Genomic DNA, 25,121 nt, shown 5'->3' with positions numbered 1-25,121 from the left:
CCTACCCGAGGGCGGCGCGCGCCGCGGCCTTCGCCTCGGCCGGGTCAGCGGCGCCGATGGCGGCCTCGGCCGCGCGACGACACGCGGCGAGATCGACGTCTCCCAGTCGGGCACCCACCCGCGTGATGGCGCGGGCCGCCATCGAGAGGCTCGTCACGCCGAGACCGACAAGCACACACGCCAGGTCGGGGTCGGCCGCCGCCTCGCCGCACACGCCGACGGGCGTGCCGGAGGTGTCGCGGCTCGCCTGGCCGATCATGCCGATGAGGCGCAAGAGCGCGGGCTGCCACGGGTTCGCCAGATCGGCGAGGTCGCCCGACTGACGGTCGGCGGCCATCGTGTACTGGGCGAGGTCGTTCGTGCCGAGGCTGACGAAGTCGACCTCGCGCATGACCTCGACGGCGGTGAGCCCCGCGGCGGGGGTTTCGATCATCACGCCGATGGTGGCGAGGCCGGCACCGCGGGCGAGCGTCACGAAGTCGCGGGCCTCGGCGGCCGTCGCCACCATGGGCGCCATGACCCACACGTCGGCGGTCGCGCCCTCCGCGGCGCGTGCGATGGCCTGCACCTGCCGCTCGAGCACGTCGGGGTGTCGCCGGGCGGTTCGCAGGCCCCGCACGCCGAGAGCAGGGTTCGGCTCGTCGTCGTTCGTGAGGAACGGCAGTGGCTTGTCGCTTCCGGCGTCGAGGGTGCGCACGACGACCCGCTGACCGGCGAAGCCGTCGAACACCTCGCGGTAGGCCTCCACCTGCTCGTCAATGCTCGGCTCGGTGTCGCGGTCGAGGAAGCAGAACTCGGTGCGGAACAGCCCGACTCCTTCGGCGCCCCGCTCGACGGCGCGCGCCACGTCGCGAGGCGCGCCGACGTTCGCCCCGAGCAGCACCCGGAGGCCGTCGCGCGTCTGGCCGGGGCCCTCGAACGGCGGCAGAGTGATCACACCGGTCGCGGTCGCCTGCGACGCTTGGTCGGGGCGCACGACGACCTCCCCCGTGTCTCCGTCGACGAGCAGCAGTTCGCCGTCGACGATGCTTGTGGCCTCGGGGTAGCCGACCACGGCGGGGAGCCCCAATTCGCGGGCGATGATCGCCGTGTGCGAGGTCGGGCCACCCTGTTCGGTGATGAGCGCGAGGCACACGGCCGGGTCGAGCGCGACCGTGTCGGCGGGCGCCAGGTCGTCGGCCACCAGGATGAACGGCTCGCGCCGGTCGGGAACCCCCGGCGGCTCCTCCCCGCGCAACTCGGCGATGAGCCTGTTGCGCACATCCAGCAGGTCGGTCGCGCGCTCGGCGATGAGTCCGCCCGCCGCGCGATACTGCTCGGCGAGCTCGGCACAGACCTGCCATGCCGCGCGGGTGGGGGTGAGCCCGCCGTCGCGAATCAGCGCCTCGGCGCCTCCGACGAGCGTCGGGTCGGTCGCCATGTCGGCGGTCGCCTCGAGAACGGTGCGCCGCTGACCGGTCACGCTCGCAGCACGCTCGCGGTACCGCTCGGCCACGCGGATGCTCGCCTCGCGCAGCAGAGACACGGCCCCGTCGCGCGCGTCCTCCGGCACACGATCGCTGGCGGACGGCTCGCGGACCGTGCGGCGCAGCACGACGGCGGGACCGACGACGCGGCCGGAGCTCACCCCGATCGGACCGGTGGGGGTGGGGTCGACGCGCGCCGGCGTCGGTGCGGCGGCGCCGGTGGGCGCTTGCCCCTCGGCGAGCTCCTCACCGAAGCCCTCCTCGATGAGCGCGCGAACGTGCTCGACGGCCTCGGCCGCCTGCGGTCCGGTCGCCCTGATGAGCACCACCGTGCCCGGTCCCGCCGCCAACGTGGCGATGCCGATGGGGCTCGCCGCCGAGACGGGTGGGCGCTGAGCCTGGTCCTCGCGTTGTAGCATCACCTCGGCGTCGAAGCTCTGGACCGCCCCGGCGATGACCGCAGCGGGGCGGGCGTGCAGACCAGCGACATTGCGCACGGTCGCGGTGGCCGACGACGCGTCGGAGGGCGCAGGGGGTTCGTCGGCCGCCGACGCCGCGCCCGCAGCATCCTGATCGGGCGTCGGCGACTGCAGGTGGTCGGTTTTGGGGCGCAGGGCCCCCGATGCTTCTTGCGCGACTTCGGCGAGCGAGGCTCCCCCCGCCGCGCGAACGACGGCCGCGAGGAGGCCCTCGACGAAGGGCGCGGCGACGAGCCGGGTGCGCTCGGCGAGGTCAGGGTCGACAAACTCGAGCGCGAGCTCCGCGCTCATGATGGCCGAGCCGAGATCCATGATCACGGCGACACCGTCGCCCGAGTCGGCTTCGGCGATCGCCTCAGCGATGCGCGCAGCGTCGGTGCCGATGTTGCCGTCTGCCGTGCCCGCCGCAGCGATGACGGCCGGGGCGCCCGTCGCCGTCATTTCGAGGGCGAGGGCAATCGCCGCCTCCGCGAGGGCCGGACTGTGCGAAACGGCGACGACACCGACGGAGCTCATGCGGCGATGACCTCCGCGAGGGCGTCGAACAGCATCGCCGTCGAGGTGGCGCCCGGGTCGAGGTGACCGGCGCTGCGGTCGCCGAGGTAGCTCGCGCGGCCCTTGCGCGCCACGAGAGGCTCGGTCGCGTCACGGCCGGCGGCCGCTGCGTCCCGAGCCGCCGCGACGGCGTCCGCGAGCGAGGCGCCGGATGCCAGAGCAGAGTCGAGTGCATCGATGGCGGGCGCCATCGCGTCGAACATGGTCTTGTCGTTCGCCTCGGCCTTGCCGCGGGCGACCACGCCGTCCAGCCCGGCTCGGAGTGCGGCGGCCAACGCGGCGCCGTCGCACTCCGAGACTGAACCGGCGGTCATACCGAACCGCAGGAAGAACGTGCCGTACAGCGGCCCGCTCGCACCACCGACCGACGTGACAAGCGTCATGCCGACGGTCTTGAACAGCTCGTCGGCCGTGCTGGGCGCCGCCGCGCCCACCTTGTCCATCACGGCGGCCATTCCTCGGGCCATGTTCGACCCGTGATCGGCGTCCCCGATCGCGGAATCCAACTCAGTGAGATAGGCCTTGTTCTCGGTGACGCGGGTGCGGAACGCATCCAGCCACGCGGTGAATCCGTCGATGCTGATGGTGGTGCTCATGGTGTCCTCCGGTCCGGATCAGTGGTGAATTGCGCGGCGGCTCAGCGACCCCAGCGCAGGCCCGGCGTCTCGACGGGCGCGTCCCAGAGCGAGACGATCTCGTCGTCGGCGCGCAGAACGGTCACCGAGCATCCCGCCATGTCGAGCGACGTGATGTAGTTGCCCACCAGGTTGCGGGCAATCGTGATGCCGTGCTTCTCGAGGATGCGCGCCACCTCGCCATACATGAGGTACAACTCGATCAGCGGGGTGCCGCCCATGCCGTTGAGCATGACGATGGTGGGCGCGCCACCAAAGTCGAGGTCGGCGAGGATCGGCTCAACCAGCTGCTCGGCCACGTGCGAGGCATCGGCGAGCGGAACGCGGTGACGACCGGGTTCGCCGTGAATGCCGATGCCGATCTCCATCTGGTCGTCGGGGAGGTCGAACGTCGGCTTGCCGGCTGCGGGGACGGTGCAGCTGGTCAGGGCCATACCCATCGAGCGGCCGTCGCCGTTCACCTTTTCGGCGAGCGCGACGACCTCGTCGAGGCTGCGACCCTGCTCGGCGGCCGCTCCGACGATCTTTTCGAGCAGCACCGTGAGGCCGACGCCGCGCCGACCCGCCGTGTACAGCGAGTCTTGGACGGCGACGTCGTCGTTGACGACGACCGTCTTCACGTCGACGCTCGCCTCCATCGCGGCGAGTTCGGCGGCCATCTCGAAGTTCATGACGTCGCCGGTGTAGTTCTTCACGATGTGCAGGACGCCGGCTCCGCGGTCGACCTCTTTCGTGGCGGCCTGCATCTGGTCGGGCGTCGGCGAGGTGAACACCTCTCCGGCGCACGCGGCGTCGAGCATGCCGAAGCCGACGAAGCCGCCGTGCAACGGCTCGTGGCCGGAACCGCCGCCACTCACGAGCGCGACGGTGCCGTGCTCCTTCGGGGTGGCGCGGTAGATCACGCGATTCTCATGGTCAACGCGCTGATCGGGATGCGCGGCTTCGATGCCGCGCAGCGCGTCCGCCAGAACCGACTCGGGGGAGTTGATGAGTTTCTTCATTGAACCTATCCATCCTTCTTCGCGAGGGTCTCGGTGAGACCAGTGTTGTCGGGTTGCTCAGGAACCGCTAGAGCGCGTCCGCCACCGGGATGGTCGAGGCACCGGCGCCTCATGTCTCGGCGGTATTTCTGGAACGGTATTCGACAATGTCGAATATGCTCTGAGAGTTCACGTGCTGTCAAGGACCCGTTAGCCCGTCGTCGTGCGGACGCGCTCGCCGATCCGACCGCATAATGGGCGAGGTGACCGAAGGGGTTCGCGTGATTCAAGCAATCGACCGCGCGGCGAGGATTCTCGCCTCGCTGCAGGGCGCCCGCCACCTCGGCATCACCGAGCTCGCCGGCATCCTCGAACTCCCCCCATCGACCGTGCACGGCATTGTCAAGTCGCTGCAGGCTCACGGACTCGTGGCGAAAGAACCCGGTAGCCAGCGCTACATGCTCGGCCCGGCGCTACTGAAGCTCTCGAACGTCTACCTCGACACCCTCGACGTGCGGGCGCGCGCCATGCGCTGGACGCGCGAGTTGGCGCGCCGTACTGGCCTCTCGACACGGCTGGGGGCTGAGCTGTTCGACGAGGTCATCATCATTCACCACAACCGTCGCCCCGACGGCAGCCAGCAGATGCTGGAGACCGGCATCACGATTCCCGCGCACGCGTCGGCGCTGGGCAAGGTGTTGCTCGCGTACCACCCGTGCGCCGCCGACGAGCTGCTCGCGAAGCCGCTGCGCAGCCTCACGGGCGACACCGTGACCGACCCGGCGACGCTTCGCCTGCAGCTCGCCGGCGTCGCGGAGCGGGCCCTCGCCATGGAGGAGGACGAGGCGGTGCTCGGCGAATCGTCCGTTGCCGTTCCCGTCGCTGACCGCAGCGGCGCCGTCATCGCCGCGGTGTCGGTCGTGATGCCCTCGAGCGAGTGGCCGCCGGAGGCCGGCGTCCTCAACGACCTGCGCGAGACCGCGCGCAACATCTCGCGCGAGCTCGGCTACACCGAGTGGCCGCCGAAGGTGATGCCGCGCGACGACTGACCCGGGGTCAGCTCTGAGCGTTGATGAAGAAGATCTCGTCGCCTGCAACGCAGGCCTCGGGGATGTCGGCGGCGAGCGCCTCCGAGTCGGGACTCTGCCATCCCCCGCCGAAGGCGACCTCGTCGCCGAGCCGGAGTTCGCCGTACTCCGGCATGTCGATCACGTCGTCAGCGAGCAGCCGCGTTGCGGGCGGAGCGACCACTCGATAGTCAAGCGCGGACTCCGGCTCTGCCACCGCCAGACACCCCTCGGCCGTTCTGATGAGGACGCCGGTGAGCAGCGCCTCCATGCCGTTGTCCTCGCCCGCGACAGGGATGAGCAAACCAGACTCGGATTCGAGTGCCCGCGGAGGAGCGCATGCAGACAGCGTGAAAACGAGCGTCACCGCAAGCGCAACGGATGCACCCGTCGCGCCCCCGCGCATCCACCGATCCGTCATTCCCTCAGTATGCGCGCCCCCCTCGCTCGAGAGGGTCACGATCTGATGACACCACGAACGCCGACGGCCCCGGCGCGCACTGCGCAGCCGGGGCCGTCGAATTCGGGATGCTGGTCTACAGCCCCTGAATGATCTCGCGCATGAGGGCGGCCGTCTCACTCGGCGTCTTGCCAACCTTGACTCCGGCGGCCTCGAGGGCCTCCTTCTTCGCCTGGGCGGTGCCCGCCGAGCCGGAGACGATGGCGCCGGCGTGGCCCATCGTCTTGCCCTCGGGGGCGGTGAAGCCGGCGACGTAGCCGACGACCGGCTTCGTCACGTTCGCCTTGATGAAGTCGGCGGCACGCTCCTCGGCGTCGCCCCCGATCTCGCCGATCATGACGATCGCCTTCGTCTCGGGGTCAGCCTCGAACGCGGCGAGCGCGTCGATGTGCGTGGTGCCGATGATGGGGTCACCGCCGATGCCGATGGCGGTCGAGAAGCCGATGTCGCGCAGCTCGTACATCATCTGGTAGGTCAGGGTGCCCGACTTTGACACGAGGCCGATCGGGCCCTTGCCGGTGATCGTCGCCGGAGTGATGCCGACGAGCGACTCGTCCGGCGTGATGATGCCGGGGCAGTTCGGGCCGATGATGCGGGTCGTGTTTCCGTGCGCCTTGGCGGTCGCCCACAGGTCAGCCGAGTCCTGCACCGGAATGCCCTCGGTGATGATCACGAGCAGCGGAATCTTCGCCTCGATCGCCTCGATCGCGGCGTCTTTCGCGAACGCCGGAGGCACGAACGCGATCGACACGTCGGCGCCGGTGGCCTCCATCGCCTCGGCGACGGAGCCGAACACAGGCAGCTCGACGGAACTGCCGTCCTTCGCCGTGTGCGCGACGGTGGTGCCGGCCTTGCGGGCGTTGACACCGCCGACGACCTGGGTTCCGGCCTTCAGCATGAGGGCCGTGTGCTTGGTGCCTTCGCCGCCGGTGATGCCCTGGACGATGACCTTCGAATCCTTGTTGAGGAAGATCGACATATCTCTTCTCTCCGTCCTTACTTCGCAGCCAGCTCGGCGGCCGTGGAGGCCCCCTCGTCCATGGAGCTCGCGATCGTCACGAGCGGGTGGTTGGCGTCCGCGAGGATACGACGACCCTCGTCGACGTTGTTGCCGTCGAGACGCACAACGAGCGGCTTCGTCGCGGTGTCGCCGAGAATTTCGAGGGCCTTGACGATGCCGTTGGCGACCGCGTCACACGCGGTGATGCCGCCGAAGACGTTCACGAACACGCTCTTGACCTGCGGGTCGCCGAGGATCACGTCGAGACCAGCGGCCATGACCTCGGCCGAGGCGCCACCACCGATGTCGAGGAAGTTGGCGGGCTTCACCCCGCCGTGGTTCTCTCCGGCGTAGGCGACGACGTCGAGCGTCGACATGACGAGGCCCGCACCGTTGCCGATAACGCCGACCTCCCCGTCGAGCTTCACGTAGTTGAGGTCGTGCTCCTTCGCCTTCGCCTCGAGCGGGTCAGTCGCGGCCGCGTCTTCAAGCTCGGCGTGGTGCGGCTGACGGAACGCCGCGTTCTCGTCGAGCGTCACCTTGCCGTCGAGGGCAATGATGTCGCCGCCGCCGGTGAGCACGAGCGGGTTCACCTCGACGAGGGTCGTGTCTTCCTTGTCGAACACCTCATAGAGGGTGACGAAGACCGGGGCGACCTTCTCGATCAGCTCGTCGGGGAAGTTCGCCGCGCGCGCGATCTCGCGGGCCTTCTCAAGGTCAATGCCGGCGATCGGGTCAACCTCGACGCGGGCGAGCGCCTCGGGGCGCTCCTCCGCGAGCTGCTCGATCTCCATGCCGCCCTCGTAGCTGCAGAGCGCGAGGTACGAGCGGTTGGCGCGGTCGAGCAGCACCGAGAAGTAGAACTCCTCGGCGATGTCGGCACCGGCGGCAACCATGACGCGGTGGACGGTGTGGCCCTTGATGTCGAGGCCGAGGATGGCCTCGCCCGCCGCTTCCGCGTCATCGGAGGTCTTCGCGACCTTGACGCCTCCGGCCTTGCCGCGACCTCCGGTCTTGACCTGAGCTTTGACGACGGTCACGCCGCCGAGCTTCTCAGCAGCGGCGCGCACCTCCGCCGGGGTGTCGGCGACGATGCCGGGCAGCACGGGAACTCCGTGCTTCTCGAACATGTCGCGGGCTTGATACTCGAAAAGATCCACGCTTTTTTCATCCCATCCGCGTGCGAGTGACAGGGGTCAGCGGCCGTCAACCATGCCCCGAGATTTCTCGATGTCGAGACAAATCGGCCTCTGCAAGGGTACTCCTGTTCGCGGAGGGAATTGTCCGCGCGACCATTCATCGGGATGCTCGCCGCGAGCATCCCGACATTAGGCGCCTGTCGTGCGCGTCCGGCGCAGCCGCCAGATGTTGTGCCCGTCTTCTTGCGAGTAGGCGACCACGTCGACCAGCGCCGAGATCAGGGCGAGGCCGCGACCGGACTCGGCCTCAAGCTCAGGCATTTCGGCACCGACGAGCCGGATCTCTCCCGGCTCACCGGTGTCGCGCACCACCATGTCGATCGCGTCGTCGCTCACGACGACCGTGAACTCGCACGTCAAGCCGGACCCGTCGCTATCGGCGTGTTGCATGACGTTCGCGGCAAGCTCAATGAGCGCCGTTTCAATGCTGATGCGGTCAACATTCGAGACCGTATCGACGTCGGGCCACAGCTCGACAAGAAAGTCATGCACCGTGTTCACGTCGCCCGGCGGCGTTGTCAGCCGCACCGTTCGCCGCAACGGCTCAGGCATCACCGTACGCATTCTCGACGGTGTCGTACGGGGTGAGCACCCGCTCAAGGTTGGTCAGCGACAGCATGAGCTTCACCTGGTCGTTCGCGCCGGCGATGCGCAGGTCTCCCCCTGCCTGACGGGTCGTCTTCAACCCACTGATCAGCGCGCCCAGGCCGGACGAGTCGATGAACTCGACACCCGAGAGGTCGACGGCGACCTTCGAGCGCCCACTGTCCACGATGGAGGAAACCGCCTCACGAACCGCGGGAGCGGCAACCATGTTCAGGCGGCCCTCCGGCTTCAGAACGACGACGCCTCCCGGCCCGTCGACCACGTCAATCTTCACGCAACAGTCCCTTCCGACTCCTCGTCTGCACGGTACCCGCGGTACCGCACCGCGTGCACGAGGACACTCATGCGAGCGGCAGGTGCGTCAGCCGTCACGGCGGACCACCACCACTGTCACGTCGTCGGGGGCCACCCCCCGGGCACGAGCCCGCACCGCGTCGGTGACTTCTGCTGACGTCGAGGCGAGCAACGCGAGGGCTCCGACCTTGTCGAGGCCGTCGAGGGTGCCATCGTAAAGGTCGAGCAGTCCGTCACTCGCGGTCACGAGAACATCCCCGGGGTTCAAGATCACCGAGTTCGATTCCCACTCGGTCTCGAGGTCGACGCCGAGCGGCGGTGTGTGCGAGCGCAGTCGCTCGATGGTGCCGTCACGGCGTGCGACGACGGTGAGCCCGTGTCCGGCATCGACATAGGTGAATTCGCCTGAGTCCATATCGAGACGGCCGTGCAAGAGCGTAACGAACAGGCCGATCGTGTCGAGGTCGGCATTCAGGGATGCTGCGGCCAGGTCGACAGCGCCCGCCACGTCACCAAATCGCGCGGCTGAGCGGAGAACGGCCCGCACGGTGGCGGCGATGATCGCCGACCCGATTCCCTTACCCATGGTGTCGGCGAGCGTGATCGCGGCACCCTCGCCGACGGGGTACCAGTCGTAGAAGTCGCCGCCGACGGCGCGCGCGGGAAGGCACATGCCCGCGATGTCCCACCCCGGCATGCTGATGAGCGACTGAGGGAGGAGACCCTGTTGCACCTCGGCGGCACGACTCAGCTCGTGACTCGCGGTGAGTTCCTGCTGCACCCAGTCGGCAAGGTCACGCAGCATTTCTTTCTCACGCTCGCTGAACTGGCGCGGCTTTCCGTCGTACACGCACAGCGCCCCAATGCGCTCACCCCCGGGCGCTTGCAGGGGGTGGCCCGCGTAGAATTCGACTGCGCCGGACACCCCGCGGTCAGCTAACAGCGGATCCGCGAGCAGATCCTGAACCACGAGCGTTCGGTCATCCTCGATGGTGACGGCACACACAGCCTTGTCGCGCGGCACCACCTCGTCGCCATACCCCGCCGTCGACTTCGCCCACTGCCGATCGCCGTCGATGAGGTTGATTTTCGCCCCACCGACACCGAACAACTGCTTGGCGAGCCGCGTCACGCGGTCGAAGCGGTCCTCGGGGGGCGAGTCGAGGATCCCCATCTCCTCGAGGGCCCGCTGGCGCGCCATCTCGTCGATGATGCCGCTGATCGATACCGAGGGAAGGTGTCGTGGCGGCGCATCCGGCTGCCGAACCTGCTCGCGTTCGCGCACCAGGGTCCAGTGGTTGAAGCCGTCGACGCGGCGGTGCTCCACCGTGTCAACGAGCGCCTTCATCAGGGCGATGCCGCGACCCGACTCGGCAAGCTCATCGGGTGCGGGCATGAAGCGACCGTCGATATCGATTTCTTCAACTTCGCCCGAGTCGCTCAGCGTCGCCTCGATGCGATCCGGAAAGGCGATCACCGTCAGCGTTGCGGTGATCGGCTTGCCGCGGTTGGCGTGCTGGATGACGTTCGCCGCCAATTCGATGATGGCGGTGTCGAGCGACATGCGGTCGCGCGCGCTCACGTCGGGCACGCTCGGCCACAGCGCGTCAAGCAGATCGTGCACGGTGTCGACGGTGTCGGGCGGGGCCGTCAATCGCACCGTGCGAGTGACCATGTCACTCATGCGGGTAGGCACTCTCCACGCTGTCGAACGACTTCAGCACCGACCCCATGTTCGTGAGGTCGAGAACGAGTTCAACCTGCTCGGTCGGGCGCACCAGCCGCACGTCGCCGCCCGCCTCGCGCGCTGTCTTGAGCCCCGCGATCAGCGCACCGAGTCCTGACGAGTCGAGAAAGACGACGCCGGAGAGGTCGACAGCGACCCGGCCCCGATTGTCATCGACCGCGGTCTGGATCGCATCGCGCACGCGGGCCGCCGTCACCATGTTGAGTCGGCCCGATACGCCGAGCTCGGTGATGCCGTTGCTGTGGGTGGTGACGCTGATGTCCATGACGTTTCCCCTTCTGTCCCCCGGTCACCCCATTCTGTCGGGAAGTGACGACGTCGGGCGGAGAACCACCCAGAACTGGGGGTTCGAGGCGAACCAGCCTCGAACAGGAGGCAGTGCTTGCGAAGCTCGCTAGAGCTTCACAATCGGACTGATCTTGATGAGGAGCCGCTTGCGCCCCGCAGAGTCGAACTGCACTTCGGCGATCGACTTCGCCCCGTTCTGCGTGACGCCCGTCACGCGTCCCTCGCCGAAATCGTCGTGCCGGATGCGGTCGCCGACCTCCAGCGTCAGGTCACCGTTGTCGCGCACCGTGTTGGTGACCCGGTTGGCCCACTCGGTCTTCGGCTTGCCCGGGGGAAGCGACGACCCGTACGAGAAGGAGGGCTTCGACGAGCCGAGCTGGCGCTGGCCGCTTCCGGTGCGCATCCCCATGCCGGGGGAATCGCGCCAGTCGATCAGCTCGGCGGGAATCTCTTGCAGGTAGCGGCTGGGGGCCGCGACCTGGGTGTCGCCGAACGTCGAGCGGGTCATGGCGAGGCTCAGGTGCAGCTTCTTGCGCGCGCGGGTGATGCCGACGTAGAACAGGCGCCGCTCTTCGGCGGGGCCTCCCGGCTCGGAGGCGCTCATCTGGTGCGGCAGCAGGTTCTCTTCGACTCCGGTGATGAACACCGCGTCGTACTCGAGGCCCTTCGCGGTGTGCAGGGTCATGAGCGAGACGGTGCCGGACGAGTCGTCGAGGTCGTCGGCCGCCGCGACGAGCGCCACCTCCGTGAGGAAGTCGACGAGACGCCCCTCGGGGTTGTTCTTCTGAAACTCGCGGGTGACGGCGACCAGTTCTTCGACGTTCTCGGCGCGAGCTTCGTCTTGCGGGTCGCGGCTCGCCCGCAACAGCTCGAGGTACTTGGTCTTCTCGAGAATGCTCGTGACGATGTCGGGGACGAGCGCGGTGTCGATCGTCGCGCTCGCCTCATCGAGGATGCGCGCCAGCTCGAGCATCGCGCCCGTCACCTTCGGCCCAAGGCCGAGCGCCGCCGCGTCGCTGAGCGCATCGCGCAGCGTGCCACCCAGTTCGTCGGCGTGCATTGCCAGTGCCGTCTCTGTCGCCGGGCCGATTCCCCGCTTCGGCGTGTTCAGGATGCGCCGCACCGCGAGCGCGTCGGCCGGGTTGGCGACCGCGATCAGGTATGCCATCACGTCTTTGATCTCGGCGCGCTCGTAGAACTTCGTGCCGCCCAGCACGCGGTAGGGAATCGCCGAGCGGATCAGGATCTCTTCGAGCGCTCGGGTCTGGGCGTTCGTGCGGTAGAAGACCGCCATCTGGTTGTACGGCATGCCATCGTCGTGCAGGGCCGTGATCTCGTCGGCGACGAACTGGGCCTCGTCATGCTGGCTGTAGCCCGTGAACCCGGTGATCTTGTCGCCGGCGCCGACGGCCGTGAACAGGTTCTTGGCGATGCGGTCGAAGTTGTTCGCGATGACGGCGTTCGCGGCGTCGAGGATCGTCTGGGTCGAGCGGTAGTTCTGCTCGAGCAGGATCACCTCGGCGCCCGGGAAGTCACGCTCGAACTCGACGATGTTGCGGATGTCGGCACCGCGGAAGGCGTAGATCGACTGGTCGGAGTCGCCGACCACCGTGAGCGCGGCGGGCGGGATCGCGCCGGACGCATCCGTCTCAATGCGGGTGTCGGGGGGCACGTGCTCGGGCTTGACGCCGCGGGTGAGCTCGCGAATCAGCGCGTACTGGGCGTGATTGGTGTCTTGGTACTCGTCGACGAGGATGTGCCGGAACCGCCGCTGGTACAGCGCCGCCACCTGCGGGAACGCACGGAACAGGTAGACCGTCTGGCCGATGAGGTCGTCGAAGTCGAGGGCGTTCGCTCGAGCGAGCTCGGCGGTGTAGCGCCGGAAGATCTCGAGGAACATAACCTCGGTTGGGTCGTTCTGGTTGTACTGCCGCGCGTAGGCGTCGGCGTCGATCAGCTCGTTCTTGAGCCGCGAGATCTTGCCGGCGACGGCGGGCACCGTGAGCCCCAGGGTGTCGGCCTGCAGCTCCTTCACGATGCGCTTGATGAGTGCGCGCGAGTCGGCCGAGTCGTAAATCGTGAACGCCTGCGTCATGCCGAACTGCTGGGCCTCACGCCGAAGGATGCGCACGCACGCCGAGTGGAACGTCGAGATCCACATGCCCTGCGCGGCCTCGCGGCCGATCAGATGCCCCACCCGCTCACGCATCTCGGCGGCGGCCTTGTTCGTGAACGTGATGGCGAGAATCTGGCTGGGCCACAGCTCGCGGTCACGCAGGAGGCGGGCGATGCGCCGCGTCAACACGCTGGTCTTGCCCGAGCCGGCGCCCGCGACGATCAAGAGTGCGTCGGCCCTCGACTGCACGGCAGCGAGCTGACGCTCGTTGAGCCCGGCAAGCAGTGGATCGGCGGCCGGGTCGGCCTGCCAGGGCTCGGGTGCGGTCTCGGCATCGGGAGGAAACAGCGTCATGACCGCCTCAGTCTAGGTCGCGCCTCCGACACGCCACGCCTCGCGCGGGAGGTCGGGGTGGTCGGCGAACACCCCGTCGACGCCCGTCGCCGCGACCTCCGCAAACCACGCGTGCCAGTCGCCATGGCTCGACGCCGACGACCCGATGCGATGCCGCTCGGGCAGGAAGCGGTTCTCGGGGCGCAGGGTCCACGTGTAGACGTCCAGGCCGCAGGCGTGCGCTCGGGTGACCAGGTCGCGCGACAGGGCGGACGTCTCGACGCTGAGCCCGTGCATCCCGGACTCGGCGAGCGCGTCGAGTCCCACGTTCGTGCGCTGCGATTCCCAGCTCGGCGCCGCCCGCCCTCGCGCCGCGACGAGGTCGGCGGCCGCGCCGCGCCGCTCATGCAAGTACACGAACCGGGCCCGCAGGTCGCGACGCCGCAACGCGTCGAGCACCCCCTGCTCGAACGATTCGACAATGAGCGGGGCCGTTCCCCCGCGTGCGCGCCAGCGAATTACCTCGCGCTCGACCAGCCGCGCCATGTCGATGCCGACCGACGCGAAGTACGTTGCGTGCTTGATCTCGAGCACGACGGCGACCTCCCGCGGCGCGGCGTCGATGATCCGCAGTACGTCCTCCAGCCGCAGCACCGGGTAGCGGCCGTCGAACCGCGTCGATGCCGGGCGCATGCGCGGCAGCCGTTCCCGCGCGGTGAGCGTCGCGAGCTCGGCCCACGTGAAGTCCTCCGTGAACCAGCCGGTGAGCGTGTGCCCGTCCACGACCCGCGTCGTGCGGCGGTCGGCGAACTCGGGACGGTCGGCGACGTCAGTCGTGCCGCCGATCTCGTTCTCATGGCGCACCACGAGTACGCCATCGCGGGTCGGCACCACGTCGGGTTCCACCGCGTCCGCGCCGAGGGCGATCGCCAGCTCGTACGCGGCGGCGGTGTGCTCGGGGCGGTACCCGCTCGCTCCGCGGTGCGCGATCACCATCGGATGCTCGGGGCGCGTTTCGAAGGCCACCTCACCGAGCGTACGCGGTAGCCTCGCGGGCATGAGCGACCCGACGCCCGCGGACACCCGCCCGCGCCGCCGCACCAACGCGCTCGCAGTCGTCGCGTTCATCCTGGCCCTGCTCGTCAGCCCGTTCGCCGCCCTCTTTGGCCACATCGCCGCCGGCCAGATCCACCGCTCGGGCGGCGCCGAGCGCGGCGCCCCGCTCGCCTGGACGGCCGTCGGGCTCGGCTATCTCTGGCTCGCCGGCTGGATCTTCGCCGGAGCCATCGTCTACCAAGCCTTCACCGCACCGTTCCCGTCGTGACCGAGGTACCGAAGCCGTGAGCGCCGACCACCTGCCCCTGCGCTGGGGCACCCACCGCGAGCGGGCCGCGATCGGCCTCACCCTCATCGCCGGCGGCCTCGTGCACCTGCAGGCCGCGTCGACGACCAACCTGTGGCCACTCGCCGTCGGCTCGGCCGCGCACGCCCTCGGCTGGTTCCTGCTGCCTGCCCGCGCCTGGCGTCGCCTGCTACCGGTCGCCCCCAGCCTCGGCACCCTGTGGCTGCTCCTCACGGGCCCCCAAGCCCTCTGGACCCTCGCGATTCCCTATCTGGGCTGGCTGCTCGCCCGCCACCGCCCCTGGATCACCCTCATCACCGTCGGTCCCGTGCTGCTCGCCGGGGTTGTGGCCGCCGTTGCCTTCCGCGAGTACCCCGGCATGCTGGCCGCTCTCGCGCTCGGCGCGGTCGTCACCGTCGGATGCTCGTGGTGGGCCGCCGCGCTCGATCGTGCGCCGTCCGCGCGGCCGCGCACCGCGCATCCAGCCGACGCATAGGCGCCACCAGGCGAATCGCGGCCGACCCTCCCTAGAATGGAGGGGCCGACCGGCGACAACTCCGACTGGCCGACACCCCTGAAAGAGGACCCATGGCTTCGATGTCGAACCCCGCGTTCAACTCCCCCGCCTTCCAGCTGAACCAGACCTCGGCGATTGCGAACCGCGTGACGCCCGCGCCGAGCGCCGAGCAGCTCGACGAGCTCTACGGTCGCCCGTCGGCGACGCCCGCCGACACCGACCGCATGACCTACGAGGACACGATCCAGAAGGCCGTGGGCGCCTTCGCGATCCTCGCCGTGGGTGCCGCCATCGGCTGGTTCCTGCCGTTCCTCGCCATCCCCGCCGCGATCGCCGGCTTCGTGCTCGCGCTCGTCAACATCTTCAAGAAGAAGACCGTGCCCGGGCTTGTGCTCGCCTACTCGGCGGTGCAGGGCGTGTTCGTCGGAGGCATCTCACAGATCTTCGAGATGACGCAGTACCAGGGCATCGCAACGCAGGCCCTCATCGGCACTGCGGCCGTGTTCGTTGCCACGCTGCTGCTGTTCCGCAGCGGCAAGATTCGCGCGTCAAAGCGGGCGACGAAGGTGTTCCTGATCGCGATGGTGGGCTACGCGCTGTTCTCGCTCGTGAACCTCGGGCTGATCCTGTTCGGTGTTACCGACAACGAGTTCGGCCTGCGCACCGCGACCATCGCCGGCATCCCCATCGGCCTGATCCTCGGCGTCCTCGTCGTGCTGCTGGCCGCCTACTCGCTCGTGCTCGACTTCGACGCCGTCAAGCGCGGCGTCGAGAACGGCGCCCCGCGTCAGTTCGCCTGGCGCGCCGTGTTCGGCATCGTGCTCACCGTCGTCTGGCTGTACATCGAGATCCTCCGCATCCTCGCCATCCTGCGCGGAGGCGAGTAGTTACGACGGCCTCGAGCGCGACTCAGTCGAGCTCGAGGTCGTCAACGTACGACGCGACCGCGCGACCGTATTCCGGAAGCCGCGGGGCAAGCGCTGACAGCGCGAGCCTCGCGGCTTCCGCGTTTCTGCCCAGGTCGATCAGGCACAGCGCGGCGAAGGCGGAGGCCTGGGCGCCCACCTCGTCGTCCTCGACGAACGGCTCGAGCAGGGCGAACGCCTCCTCGGCGCGACCGAGATTGCGCAGGGAGGACGCGAGCTGGATCACCGCGCGCTCGCCGTCGGGCGACGGGAGGCCGGCCGCAAGCGCCGCCTCGTAGAGGAGAACAGCATCCGCCTCGAATCCGAGCGCGTCGCGCAGCGACGCTCGCTCGAACAGGATGCGCGCCACCGGCAGGCCGTCGACGATCGCGAGCAGGCGCGCGTCAGATTCCGCGAGATCGTCGTCGTCGCCGAGCGCGTCCCAGAAGTCGGTGAGCCGACGCTCGACGTCAATTCGGTCGTTCACGATGCTCGGGGCTCAAGGCTCTGCGGGCGAGACGCCCGCAGGAACGAGCGCGCAACGAGGCCAGAAATGGCCTCGTTGACCAGCGCGCTCATTCCCATTCAATAGTCCCCGGCGGCTTCGACGTGACGTCGAGCACGACCCGGTTCACACCCTCGACCTCGTTCGTGATGCGGTTCGAGATGCGGGCGAGCACGTCGTAGGGCAGGCGCGTCCAGTCGGCCGTCATCGCGTCTTCGCTCGACACTGGGCGCAGCACGATCGGGTGCCCGTACGTGCGGCCGTCGCCCTGCACGCCCACCGAGCGCACATCGGCGAGCAGCACAACCGGGCACTGCCAGATCGCCGAGTCGAGGCCGGCCGCCGTCAGCTCGTGCCGCACGATCGCGTCGGCCTCGCGCAGCAGCTCGAGCCGCTCCTCCGTCACCTCGCCGATGATGCGAATGCCGAGGCCCGGCCCCGGGAACGGCTGGCGGGCCACGATCGGCTCGGGCAGCCCCAGCTCGCGGCCGATCGCGCGCACCTCGTCCTTGAACAGGGTGCGCAACGGCTCGACGAGCTCAAACTCGAGGTCGTCGGGGAGGCCCCCGACGTTGTGGTGGCTCTTGATGTTGGCCGTGCCAGTACCACCCCCCGACTCGACCACGTCGGGGTACAGCGTGCCCTGCACGAGGAACTTCACGGCCTCGCCCTCGCCCTGCGCCTCGAGCACCAGTGCCTCGGCGGCGTTCTCGAACGTACGAATGAACTCGCGGCCGATGATCTTGCGCTTCGTTTCTGGGTCGGTGACGCCCGAGAGCGCATCTAGGAACTGCTGGCGAGCATCCACCGTCACCAGGCGGATGCCCGTGGCGGCCACGTAGTCCTCCTCGACCTGGCGGCGCTCATCGGCCCGCAACAGGCCGTGGTCGACGAAGACGCAGACGAGCTGGTCGCCGACCGCCTCGTGCACGATCGCCGCCGCGACCGCGCTGTCAACGCCGCCGGACAGACCGCAGATGACCCGCGCATCCCCGACCTGCTCGCGAATGCGCTCGACCTGCTCGGCGATGACGCTGCCGCTGTTCCAGTCGGGGGCGATGCCGGCGGCGCGGTGCAGAAAGTTCTCGAGCACGCGCTGGCCGAACTCGGAGTGCTTCACCTCGGGGTGCCACTGCACGCCGTACAGCTTCTTCTCGTCGCTCGCGAACGCGGCGACCGGAGTGTCGTCGGTGCTGGCGAGCACGTCGAAACCCTCGGGGGCCTTGGCGACCGAGTCGCCGTGGCTCATCCAGGTGATCTGGGTCTCGGGCTGGTCGGTTAGCAGGCTGCCGCCGTCGCCGACGATGCGGGCGGTGGTGGCGCCGTACTCGCGGCGGCCCGTCTTCGCGACCTCACCACCGAGCTGCTTCGCCATCACCTGGAAGCCGTAGCAGATGCCCATGACGGGAACGCCGAGTTTGAGGATGCCCGGGTCGAGGTCGGGTGAGCCAGGCTCGTACACGCTCGACGGGCCGCCGCTCAAGACGATCGCGGCCGGGTTTTTCTCGGCGACCTCGTCGGCCGAGATGGTGTGCGGCACGATCTCGGAGTACACGTTCGCCTCGCGCACCCGCCGCGCGATCAGCTGGGCGTACTGGGCGCCAAAGTCGACGACGAGAACGGGGCGGTGGTCGGTGCCGGCGCTCACGCGGACGCGCCCTCGGTCGCGGGGCGAGCATCCTGTTTCGATTCGAGCGTCTGGATGATCGACTCGACCTCACGGGGAACCTGGCGTTCGAAGAAGAACGACAGCAGGGGGATGATGCCGCCCATCGCGATCCAGAGGAACTTCCAGAACGGCCAGCGCACGAGTCGCCACAGGAGGAAGTCGCAGGCGAGGTAGAGCACGTACAGCCAGCCGTGCACGGCCAGCAGGAAGATCGACAGGTTGAAGCCCGTCAGCTCGCCCACCGGGGTGAGGGCGAGGAAGCCGCTCTCGCCGTTCAGCTCAATGTCGCTGCCGAGGCCGTAGCGGGTGATCATCATGACCACCAGGCCGAGCAGGAAGGTGCCCGTCAGCACGGAAGAGACCTTGTACACGGCAAGGGTGCGACGGATCGCGGGGATGTCCTTGGGGCTGGGGCCGATCGCCATGGCTCTCAGTTTAGGGCGGCGGGCTGGGGCTCCGGTGCGCGGGCAGGGTCGCGGGTGGGCTGATCGTTGCGCGCCGCCTCCCCCGCGTTCTCCTCGACGGCGAGCTGCTTCTCGTACTCGTCGCGCAACAGGCGCCACCACAGGTAGACGGCGAAGCCGCCGAACAGCACCCACTCGATCGCGTAGAACACGTTCAAGAGGTTCAGCTGCCCCTCGATGACGGGCGGCGGTGCCGGGATCGTCGCGAAACCCTCGGGGGCCTCGCTCAACACGAGGTAGCCCGAGTAGATCGGTCCGGGTTCGGGCCAGAGGTTGACGAGGTCGGCGACGGCGATGGCCGTGCGCTCGCCCGCCTCGAAGTTCGACGTCTGCGGCGACTCACTCGGCACGTAGCGGCCGGTGAGTGTCGCCGCGCCCTGGTCCAGGTTCGGGATGCTCGCCCCCTCGGGCAGGACCCCCACCGCAACGGCGAGGCTGGCCCCGTCGGCCGTCCTGAGGTGGCGCACCACCCAGTCGCCGTCCCGCGAGCCGTTCACCTCGGTGAGCGTCTGGCGACCCGTCATCACGAGCTCGTCCCCCTCGACCCACGAGCCGTCGACCGTGACGATGCGGCCGCTCGCGTCGGAGGCCATCACCTGCTGCGGCTCGGCGAGGTCGACGAGCGGCGTCGGCGTCTCGGTGTCGCGCTCGACCACGATGGCCTCCTCGACGGCGCGCTCCAACTGCCACTGGCCCATCGCGGCGAAGACGCCGGCGACCGTGAGCGCCAGGATGAGCAGGGCGATCCACTTCGGACGGCGCGCGAGTTTCCACACGGCCCACATTCTGCCGGGTACGACTGTGGCGGGGCTGAGCCGGCGGGCGCGGGCCCGCTCGCGGGTGCCCTCGCGGGCGCCTCCCGCGCTAGCGCGAGTGGTACGGCGCGACGACGACCTCGACGCGCTGGAACTCTTTCAGGTCGGAGTACCCCGTCGTCGCCATCGAGCGACGCAGCGCACCCATGAGGTTCACCTGGCCGTCGGCGTGGCGCGACGGCCCGAACATGAGCTGCTCGAGCGGCGCCAGCTGGTCGACCGCGACGCGGTTGCCGCGGGGAAGCTCGGGGTGGTGCGCCTCGGCACCCCAGTGCCACCCTCGACCGGGTGCGTCGGTCGCCTTCGCGAGTGCGGAACCGAGCATGACCGCATCCGCCCCCATCGCGACCGCCTTGACGATGTCGCCGCTCGTGCCAAGGCCGCCGTCAGCGATGACGTGCACGTAGCGGCCGCCCGACTCGTCCATGTAGTCGCGGCGGGCCGCGGCGACGTCGCTCACGGCGGTCGCCATCGGGGCGTGAATGCCGAGGCTCAGGCGCGTGGTGCTTGCCGCCCCGCCGCCGAAGCCGACCAGCACGCCCGCGGCGCCCGTGCGCATGAGGTGCAGGGCCGCCGTGTACGTGGCGGCGCCGCCGACAATGACCGGCACGTCGAGCTCGTAGATGAACTTCTTCAAGTTCAGCGGCTCGCGGTCGCGGGCGACATGCTCGGCGCTCACCGTCGTGCCGCGGATGACGAACAGGTCGACACCGGCGTCGACAACGTCCTGGAAGTGCTCCTGCGTGCGCTGCGGGCTAAGGGCACCGGCCACCGGCACGCCGGCCTCGCGAATCTCGGCGAGCCGCGAACGAATCAGTTCGGGCTTGATCGGCTCGGCGTAGATGCGCTGCATCTCGGCGGTCGCTGCCGACGGGTCAAGCTGGCGGATGCGCTCGAGTTCGGCATCGGCATCCTCGTAGCGGGTCCAGAGGCCTTCGAGGTCGAGAACGCCGAGACCGCCGAGGCGTCCCATGGCGATCGCCGTCGCGGGGCTGACGACCGAGTCCATGGGGGCGGCGATAACCGGGGTGTCGAAGGTGAAGGCATCGATCGTCCACGTCAACGACACGACTTCGGGGTCGCGCGTGCGGCGGCTCGGCACCACCGCAATGTCGTCGAAGGAGTACGCCCTGCGCGCCCGCTTGGCCCGACCGATCTCGATTTCCATCACCCGGCAAGCCTATCGGGCGGGGTGCAGGCTGGCGGGGGGCGGGGTGCACGCGGCATCGAGCCCTCGCGCCAGCCCCCGCCGCACCGCACTGCGCTCACTGCCGCCCCGCCCCGCGGCCGCTGCCGCCCTTCCCCACGCTCGCTTCCGCCCTGCCCACGGTCCTGCGCCGCGACCCCGCGCGTTTGGTGCGGTACCGCGCGTTCGAACGTGCAGTGTTGCACCGGAGGGACCGTGTGCCCGAGAGACCTACGCCCGCGGCACCCCGTGCTCAACGAGGAGCGACGCGAAGCGCTGTGGAGTCCATAGATCATCCCAGATCCAGCGCGCGACTCCCTCCCCCTCACGCCGAAGTGCATCCTCCCGGAGCTTCTCTTCCACCACGACCTGCTCTGGCGTTCGACCCCGACGAAACTCCGCTGCGCGGTATTTGGCGATGCCGTCGTACTCGCCCACGATGCGCTGACGCGACCACCGAAAGTCCGTCACCGCGCGTCGACCGGTATCGAGGCGAAACTCGTACTGCAGCTCAGGGATCACGAAGCCGAGTTCGAACATGCGGACCCGACTGAGCGACTCCCCCGCGGACGCGGCTCGGCCATCGGCGAAGCTCAGCACATGCGCGAGCCGGCGAGCGCCGCGGACAAGCTCCAGTTCGGCCGCGCGCTCGTGAATCAGCGGCGCGGGCACCCGCGGGCTGTGACCCTCGCGACCGGGGCCAGACGCCCAGTCCATGGCGACAACGCCCTCCGCAAAGGTTGTGCGGCTCGTGAGCTCGACGAGAGTGCGGGCGAGATCTGTGACCAGCACACCGTCGACGCTGACGATATGGGCCTCCGGGGCCCTCGTGCCGCGATAGTGGAGGCTGCCCGACACTCGCCCGGCCTCCGGCGCGCCTGCGAGCACGTCGACGCGTCTCGCACTGCGAAGAAGAGGGATTCCCCAGATGGCGGCGGCGGCCGCATGGCAGAGAACTGCATCCGGACGAGCTCGAGCAACCGCGAGGCACCTGAGCCGATAGCGCTCCCAGGGTCGCGCTTCAGCCCAGACCGAACTCGCGATGTAGGCACCACGCTCGACACGAACGAGGTCACCGCGCGCAACTGCGCGCGCAAGGGTTGAACGCTCGCCGTGCAAGCGCGAGACATCCCGGGCGAGCACGAAGCCATCTGGCCCAATGGGTAAGTCGTCGAGGGGGGTGACCATGGGCGGCATTGTGCGCGCGCCCCACTGGCGGAGTGCGGGGTGCGCGTGACCTGCAGAACCAGCGTGGCTACACCGACACGGGGAGGAGTCAGGACTCCTCCCCTGTCACCCGCTGTTCGGTGCAAACCCGCGCGTTCGAATGCGCGGGTTTGCACCGAACTCGCGGTATTGACTCGCGACCCGCGCGCGGGGGCGGCGGTGCGGCGCCGAACGCGCGGCGCGGGGCGCGGGCGCTACCGGCGGTAGTTGGGGGCCTCGACCACCATCTGGATGTCGTGCGGGTGCGACTCCTTCAAGCCGGCGGCCGTGATGCGCACGAACTTGCCCCGCACCTTCAGCTCGTCGATCGTGCGCGCTCCGGTGTAGAACATCGACTGGCGGAGGCCACCAAGCAGCTGGTACACCACCGAGCCGACGGGGCCGCGGTACGGCACCTGACCCTCAATGCCCTCGGCGATGAGCTGCTCGTCGCTCGGCACGTCGGCCTGGAAGTACCGGTCACGCGAGTACGACGTCTTCGTGCCGCGCGTCTGCAGAGCGCCGAGCGACCCCATGCCGCGGTACGACTTGAACTGCTTGCCGTTGACGAAGATCAGGTCGCCCGGGCTCTCGTCGGTTCCGGCGAGCAACGAGCCGAGCATGACGGTGTCCGCACCGGCCACGATGGCCTTCGCGATGTCTCCCGAGTACTGGAGGCCGCCGTCGGCGATCACGGGAACGCCCGCCGTGCGGGCCGCGAGCGAGGCCTCGTAGACGGCCGTCACCTGCGGCACACCCACGCCCGCCACGACGCGGGTCGTGCAGATGGAGCCGGGGCCGACGCCGACCTTGACGGCGTCAGCACCAGCATCCACGAGGGCTTGCGCCCCCGAGCGCGTGGCGACGTTTCCGCCGATCACGTCGATATGCGCGAAGGCCGGGTCGGACTTCAGGCGCGCGATGATCTCAAGCACGCCGCGGCTGTCGCCGTTGGCGGTGTCGACGACGAGCACGTCGATGCCGGCGTCGCGCAGTTGGCCGGCGCGGTCCCACGCGTCGCCGAAGAAGCCGATCGCCGCGGCAACGCGCAGTCGACCCTCCTCGTCTTTGGTCGCGTTCGGGTACTGCTCGCTCTTGTCGAAGTCTTTGACGGTGATGAGGCCCGTGAGTCGCCCCGCGTCGTCGACGAGCGGAAGCTTCTCGATCTTGTGCTGCGCGAACAGCGCCACAACCTCGTTCTGGCTGATGCCGACCGGCCCGGTGATGAGCGGCGCCGGCGTCATCACATCGCGCACGAGCGTGGTCGCCGCCTCGAAGGGCGACACGAAGCGCATGTCGCGGTTGGTGATGATGCCGACGAGCTTTCCGTCACCCTCCACGACGGGGAGCCCCGACACCCGGAAGCGCCCGCAGAGTTCGTCAACCTCGGCGACCGTCGCCTCCGGGGTCGTCGTTACCGGATTGGTAATCATGCCCGATTCGCTGCGCTTGACCTTGTCGACCTGCTCGGCCTGCTCGTCGATCGAGAGGTTCCGGTGCAGCACGCCGATGCCCCCCTGACGGGCCATGGCGATCGCCATGCGCGACTCGGTCACCGTGTCCATCGCCGACGACAACAGGGGCGCAAATACGCGGATGCGCTTCGTCAGTCGCGACGCCGTCTCGGCCTCCGAAGGAATCACGTCGGTATGCGCGGGCAGCAGCATGACGTCGTCGTAGGTGAGGCCGACAAAACCGAACGGGTCGGGCTGTTCCATGAGTCACTGACTCCTCTGTAAACGCGGGAACGGAGCCGGATGCGACGCTGGAATCCGGTGTTCCATCTTAAGCGGGTTGGGGCGGAACGTATTCCGTGCCCATAATGACTACGCGGATTCGCATTTCGTCGCGAAACACGGCGGCAACGTGCGGGTCCTATCGTCAATGCTGACGGACCGGGCCGCCTGGCCCGCGGGGCTGCGCGCCTCGACCCGAAACGACCTGGAGGTTTCGTGGCACACGCTGCAACCACACCGACGAGCAGGCGCTGGCCTCGGCTCGTCGCGACCCTGCTGGCGCTGCTGTTCAGCGCGGTGGCGCTCATGTCAGCCGCGCCGGCTCACGCCGCATCGCAAGTGGGGATCGACGAGAACGACTACCGAGTGAGCGGCATCGTCCGCCTCGACGGCGACCCCCTCGAGGGCATTCGCATCACCGTCGAGGGCCCCGGCCAGTCGGCCGAGGCGATCACGAACGCCGAAGGCCGCTGGGCCATCGGCGTTCCCGAGCGCGACACCTACGTCGTCACCCTCGACGAGTCGACCCTGCCCGAGGGCATCGCGGTCGTCGACGAGACGGGCGAAGATGAGACACCCAATTCGCGCGAGGCGACCGTCGGCCCGAGTGGCAGCGTCGTCGCGAACTTCTTCATCGGCGAAGGCGAGCGGGCCACGACGAACGTGGGTGGCCAGATTCTCGACCGCCTCTTCCTCGGCCTCAACTTCGGCCTGCTGCTCGCGCTCGTCGCGATCGGCCTGTCGCTGGTGTTCGGAACAACGGGCCTCAGCAACTTCGCCCACGCCGAGCTGGTCGCCTTCGGCGCCATCATGGTGCTCGTCTTCGGGGTGTTCCTCGAGTTGCCGCTGCCGCTGGCGATCCTCATCGCTCTGCTGCTGAGCATGGCAGCCGGCTGGGTCAACGATGCGGGGCTCTGGAAGCCGCTTCGGCGACGCGGCGTCGGCTTGATCCCGATGATGATCGTCTCGATCGGCCTGTCGCTCGCGGTGCGCTACCTCTACCAGTTCTTCATCGGTGGAGAGACGCGCCAGCTGCCGTTCGCGACCACGACGGCGTTGAACACCGGCTTCTACGGCCTCAGCCTCATCGACATTGCGTCGATGATCATCGCGGTCGTGGTGCTGCTGGCGGTCGCGTACTTCCTCTTGCGCACCCGCCTCGGGAAGGCGACCCGCGCCGTCAGCGACAATCCGGCTCTGGCCGCCGCATCCGGCATCGACGTCGACCGCGTGATCCGCATCGTGTGGGTCATGGCCGGTGGTCTCGCCGGTCTCGGCGGCATCCTCTGGGCCTACTTCCGACCGGGTGTGAGCTGGGACATGGGCTTCCAGATCCTGCTCCTCACCTTCGCCGCGGTCGTGCTCGGCGGACTCGGTACCGCGTTTGGTGCCCTCATCGGGTCGATCATCGTCGGCCTGTTCGTCGAGATGTCGACCCTCGTGATCGCTGCAGACATGAAGTACGTCGGTGCCTTGGTGGTCTTGATCGTCGTGCTACTGGTGCGACCTCAGGGCATCTTGGGCCGCAAGGAACGGATCGGCTAAGACATG

24 protein-coding genes are annotated in these 25,121 nt (G+C 68.9%); 5 read left to right on the top strand and 19 right to left on the bottom strand.

Features of this window, described 5'->3' with window-relative positions:
* Position 1 precedes the first annotated feature (1 nt).
* The 3 genes from ptsP to dhaK are packed head-to-tail and all read right to left on the bottom strand — an operon-like array spanning position 2 to position 4,136.
* Positions 2–2,461 carry a phosphoenolpyruvate--protein phosphotransferase gene (gene ptsP, locus CPY97_RS02805; protein WP_096420656.1) on the bottom strand — a complete coding sequence of 820 codons (2,460 nt, stop codon included), beginning with the start codon at positions 2,459–2,461 and terminating at the stop codon, positions 2–4.
* On the bottom strand, positions 2,458–3,096 hold the full coding sequence (gene dhaL / locus CPY97_RS02800) for a dihydroxyacetone kinase subunit DhaL (protein ID WP_096420654.1): 639 nt from the start codon (positions 3,094–3,096) through the stop codon (positions 2,458–2,460). The genes ptsP and dhaL overlap by 4 nt, the downstream gene beginning before the upstream one ends.
* A 41-nt stretch (positions 3,097–3,137) precedes the next feature.
* Positions 3,138–4,136: a dihydroxyacetone kinase subunit DhaK gene (dhaK, locus tag CPY97_RS02795; protein WP_096420652.1), complete on the bottom strand. Its 999-nt coding sequence runs from the start codon at positions 4,134–4,136 to the stop codon at positions 3,138–3,140.
* A 260-nt stretch (positions 4,137–4,396) separates the two neighbouring features.
* Between dhaK and CPY97_RS02790 the strand changes: the two genes are divergently transcribed.
* Positions 4,397–5,164 carry an IclR family transcriptional regulator gene (locus CPY97_RS02790; RefSeq protein WP_096423296.1) on the top strand — a complete coding sequence of 256 codons (768 nt, stop codon included), beginning with the start codon at positions 4,397–4,399 and terminating at the stop codon, positions 5,162–5,164.
* 7 nt (positions 5,165–5,171) lie between these two features.
* On the opposite strand, the gene CPY97_RS02785 is transcribed toward CPY97_RS02790, so the two are convergent.
* The 9 genes from CPY97_RS02785 to CPY97_RS02745 form a co-directional block, all read right to left on the bottom strand.
* On the bottom strand, positions 5,172–5,603 hold the full coding sequence (locus tag CPY97_RS02785) for a hypothetical protein (RefSeq protein WP_096420650.1): 432 nt from the start codon (positions 5,601–5,603) through the stop codon (positions 5,172–5,174).
* A gap of 115 nt (positions 5,604–5,718) precedes the next feature.
* On the bottom strand, positions 5,719–6,621 hold the full coding sequence (gene sucD / locus CPY97_RS02780; RefSeq protein ID WP_096420648.1) for a succinate--CoA ligase subunit alpha: 903 nt from the start codon (positions 6,619–6,621) through the stop codon (positions 5,719–5,721).
* Positions 6,622–6,638: 17 nt separating this feature from the next.
* Complete coding sequence (gene sucC, locus CPY97_RS02775) at positions 6,639–7,802, bottom strand: ADP-forming succinate--CoA ligase subunit beta (protein ID WP_096420646.1); 1,164 nt, start codon at positions 7,800–7,802, stop codon at positions 6,639–6,641.
* A gap of 168 nt (positions 7,803–7,970) precedes the next feature.
* A complete protein-coding gene (locus tag CPY97_RS02770) occupies positions 7,971–8,393 on the bottom strand; it encodes an ATP-binding protein (protein WP_161494044.1) in 423 nt (140 codons plus the stop codon).
* Positions 8,386–8,721: an STAS domain-containing protein gene (locus CPY97_RS02765; RefSeq protein ID WP_096420642.1), complete on the bottom strand. Its 336-nt coding sequence runs from the start codon at positions 8,719–8,721 to the stop codon at positions 8,386–8,388. The genes CPY97_RS02770 and CPY97_RS02765 overlap by 8 nt, the downstream gene beginning before the upstream one ends.
* A gap of 87 nt (positions 8,722–8,808) precedes the next feature.
* Entirely contained in the window at positions 8,809–10,425 is a 1,617-nt protein-coding gene (locus CPY97_RS02760) for a SpoIIE family protein phosphatase (protein ID WP_096420640.1), read from the bottom strand.
* On the bottom strand, positions 10,418–10,753 hold the full coding sequence (locus CPY97_RS02755; protein ID WP_096420638.1) for an STAS domain-containing protein: 336 nt from the start codon (positions 10,751–10,753) through the stop codon (positions 10,418–10,420). Before CPY97_RS02755 ends, CPY97_RS02760 begins: the two co-directional genes overlap by 8 nt.
* Before the next feature lie 129 nt (positions 10,754–10,882).
* Complete coding sequence (locus CPY97_RS02750; RefSeq protein ID WP_096420636.1) at positions 10,883–13,246, bottom strand: ATP-dependent helicase; 2,364 nt, start codon at positions 13,244–13,246, stop codon at positions 10,883–10,885.
* A 12-nt stretch (positions 13,247–13,258) separates the two neighbouring features.
* The gene (locus CPY97_RS02745) at positions 13,259–14,221 is read right to left on the bottom strand and encodes a glycerophosphodiester phosphodiesterase family protein (protein WP_231924117.1); all 963 of its coding nucleotides are present in this window, start codon (positions 14,219–14,221) and stop codon (positions 13,259–13,261) included.
* Positions 14,222–14,282: 61 nt separating this feature from the next.
* On the opposite strand from CPY97_RS02745, the gene CPY97_RS02740 reads away from it, so the two are divergent.
* From CPY97_RS02740 to CPY97_RS02730, 3 genes are all read left to right on the top strand, one after another.
* Positions 14,283–14,549 (top strand): DUF4190 domain-containing protein, encoded by a 267-nt coding sequence (locus CPY97_RS02740; protein ID WP_096420632.1) that lies wholly within the window; start codon positions 14,283–14,285, stop codon positions 14,547–14,549.
* A gap of 16 nt (positions 14,550–14,565) precedes the next feature.
* On the top strand, positions 14,566–15,063 hold the full coding sequence (locus CPY97_RS02735) for a hypothetical protein (protein ID WP_096420630.1): 498 nt from the start codon (positions 14,566–14,568) through the stop codon (positions 15,061–15,063).
* Positions 15,064–15,164: 101 nt separating this feature from the next.
* Positions 15,165–15,971 (top strand): Bax inhibitor-1/YccA family protein, encoded by an 807-nt coding sequence (locus CPY97_RS02730; RefSeq protein WP_096423295.1) that lies wholly within the window; start codon positions 15,165–15,167, stop codon positions 15,969–15,971.
* A gap of 22 nt (positions 15,972–15,993) precedes the next feature.
* Here CPY97_RS02730 and CPY97_RS02725 read toward each other — a convergent pair whose 3' ends face one another.
* The 7 genes from CPY97_RS02725 to guaB form a co-directional block, all read right to left on the bottom strand.
* Complete coding sequence (locus CPY97_RS02725; RefSeq protein WP_231924016.1) at positions 15,994–16,476, bottom strand: tetratricopeptide repeat protein; 483 nt, start codon at positions 16,474–16,476, stop codon at positions 15,994–15,996.
* 88 nt (positions 16,477–16,564) lie between these two features.
* Entirely contained in the window at positions 16,565–18,142 is a 1,578-nt protein-coding gene (gene guaA / locus CPY97_RS02720) for a glutamine-hydrolyzing GMP synthase (RefSeq protein ID WP_096420628.1), read from the bottom strand.
* Complete coding sequence (locus CPY97_RS02715; RefSeq protein WP_096420626.1) at positions 18,139–18,588, bottom strand: DUF3817 domain-containing protein; 450 nt, start codon at positions 18,586–18,588, stop codon at positions 18,139–18,141. The genes guaA and CPY97_RS02715 overlap by 4 nt, the downstream gene beginning before the upstream one ends.
* Before the next feature lie 5 nt (positions 18,589–18,593).
* Positions 18,594–19,403, bottom strand: coding sequence for an SURF1 family protein (locus CPY97_RS02710; RefSeq protein WP_161494043.1), 810 nt, complete (start codon positions 19,401–19,403; stop codon positions 18,594–18,596).
* Positions 19,404–19,491: 88 nt separating this feature from the next.
* Positions 19,492–20,610 carry a GuaB3 family IMP dehydrogenase-related protein gene (locus CPY97_RS02705; RefSeq protein WP_096420622.1) on the bottom strand — a complete coding sequence of 373 codons (1,119 nt, stop codon included), beginning with the start codon at positions 20,608–20,610 and terminating at the stop codon, positions 19,492–19,494.
* Positions 20,611–20,859: 249 nt separating this feature from the next.
* Positions 20,860–21,420 carry a hypothetical protein gene (locus CPY97_RS02700; RefSeq protein ID WP_150129166.1) on the bottom strand — a complete coding sequence of 187 codons (561 nt, stop codon included), beginning with the start codon at positions 21,418–21,420 and terminating at the stop codon, positions 20,860–20,862.
* A gap of 629 nt (positions 21,421–22,049) precedes the next feature.
* Positions 22,050–23,552, bottom strand: coding sequence for an IMP dehydrogenase (guaB, locus tag CPY97_RS02695; RefSeq protein ID WP_096420618.1), 1,503 nt, complete (start codon positions 23,550–23,552; stop codon positions 22,050–22,052).
* A 234-nt stretch (positions 23,553–23,786) separates the two neighbouring features.
* Between guaB and CPY97_RS02690 the strand changes: the two genes are divergently transcribed.
* Complete coding sequence (locus tag CPY97_RS02690; protein WP_231924015.1) at positions 23,787–25,115, top strand: branched-chain amino acid ABC transporter permease; 1,329 nt, start codon at positions 23,787–23,789, stop codon at positions 25,113–25,115.
* Positions 25,116–25,121 lie beyond the last annotated feature (6 nt).

Source organism: Microcella alkaliphila (assembly GCF_002355395.1).
Lineage (GTDB): Bacteria > Actinomycetota > Actinomycetes > Actinomycetales > Microbacteriaceae > Microcella > Microcella alkaliphila_A.
This window is presented reverse-complemented; position numbering and strand designations above follow the sequence as displayed.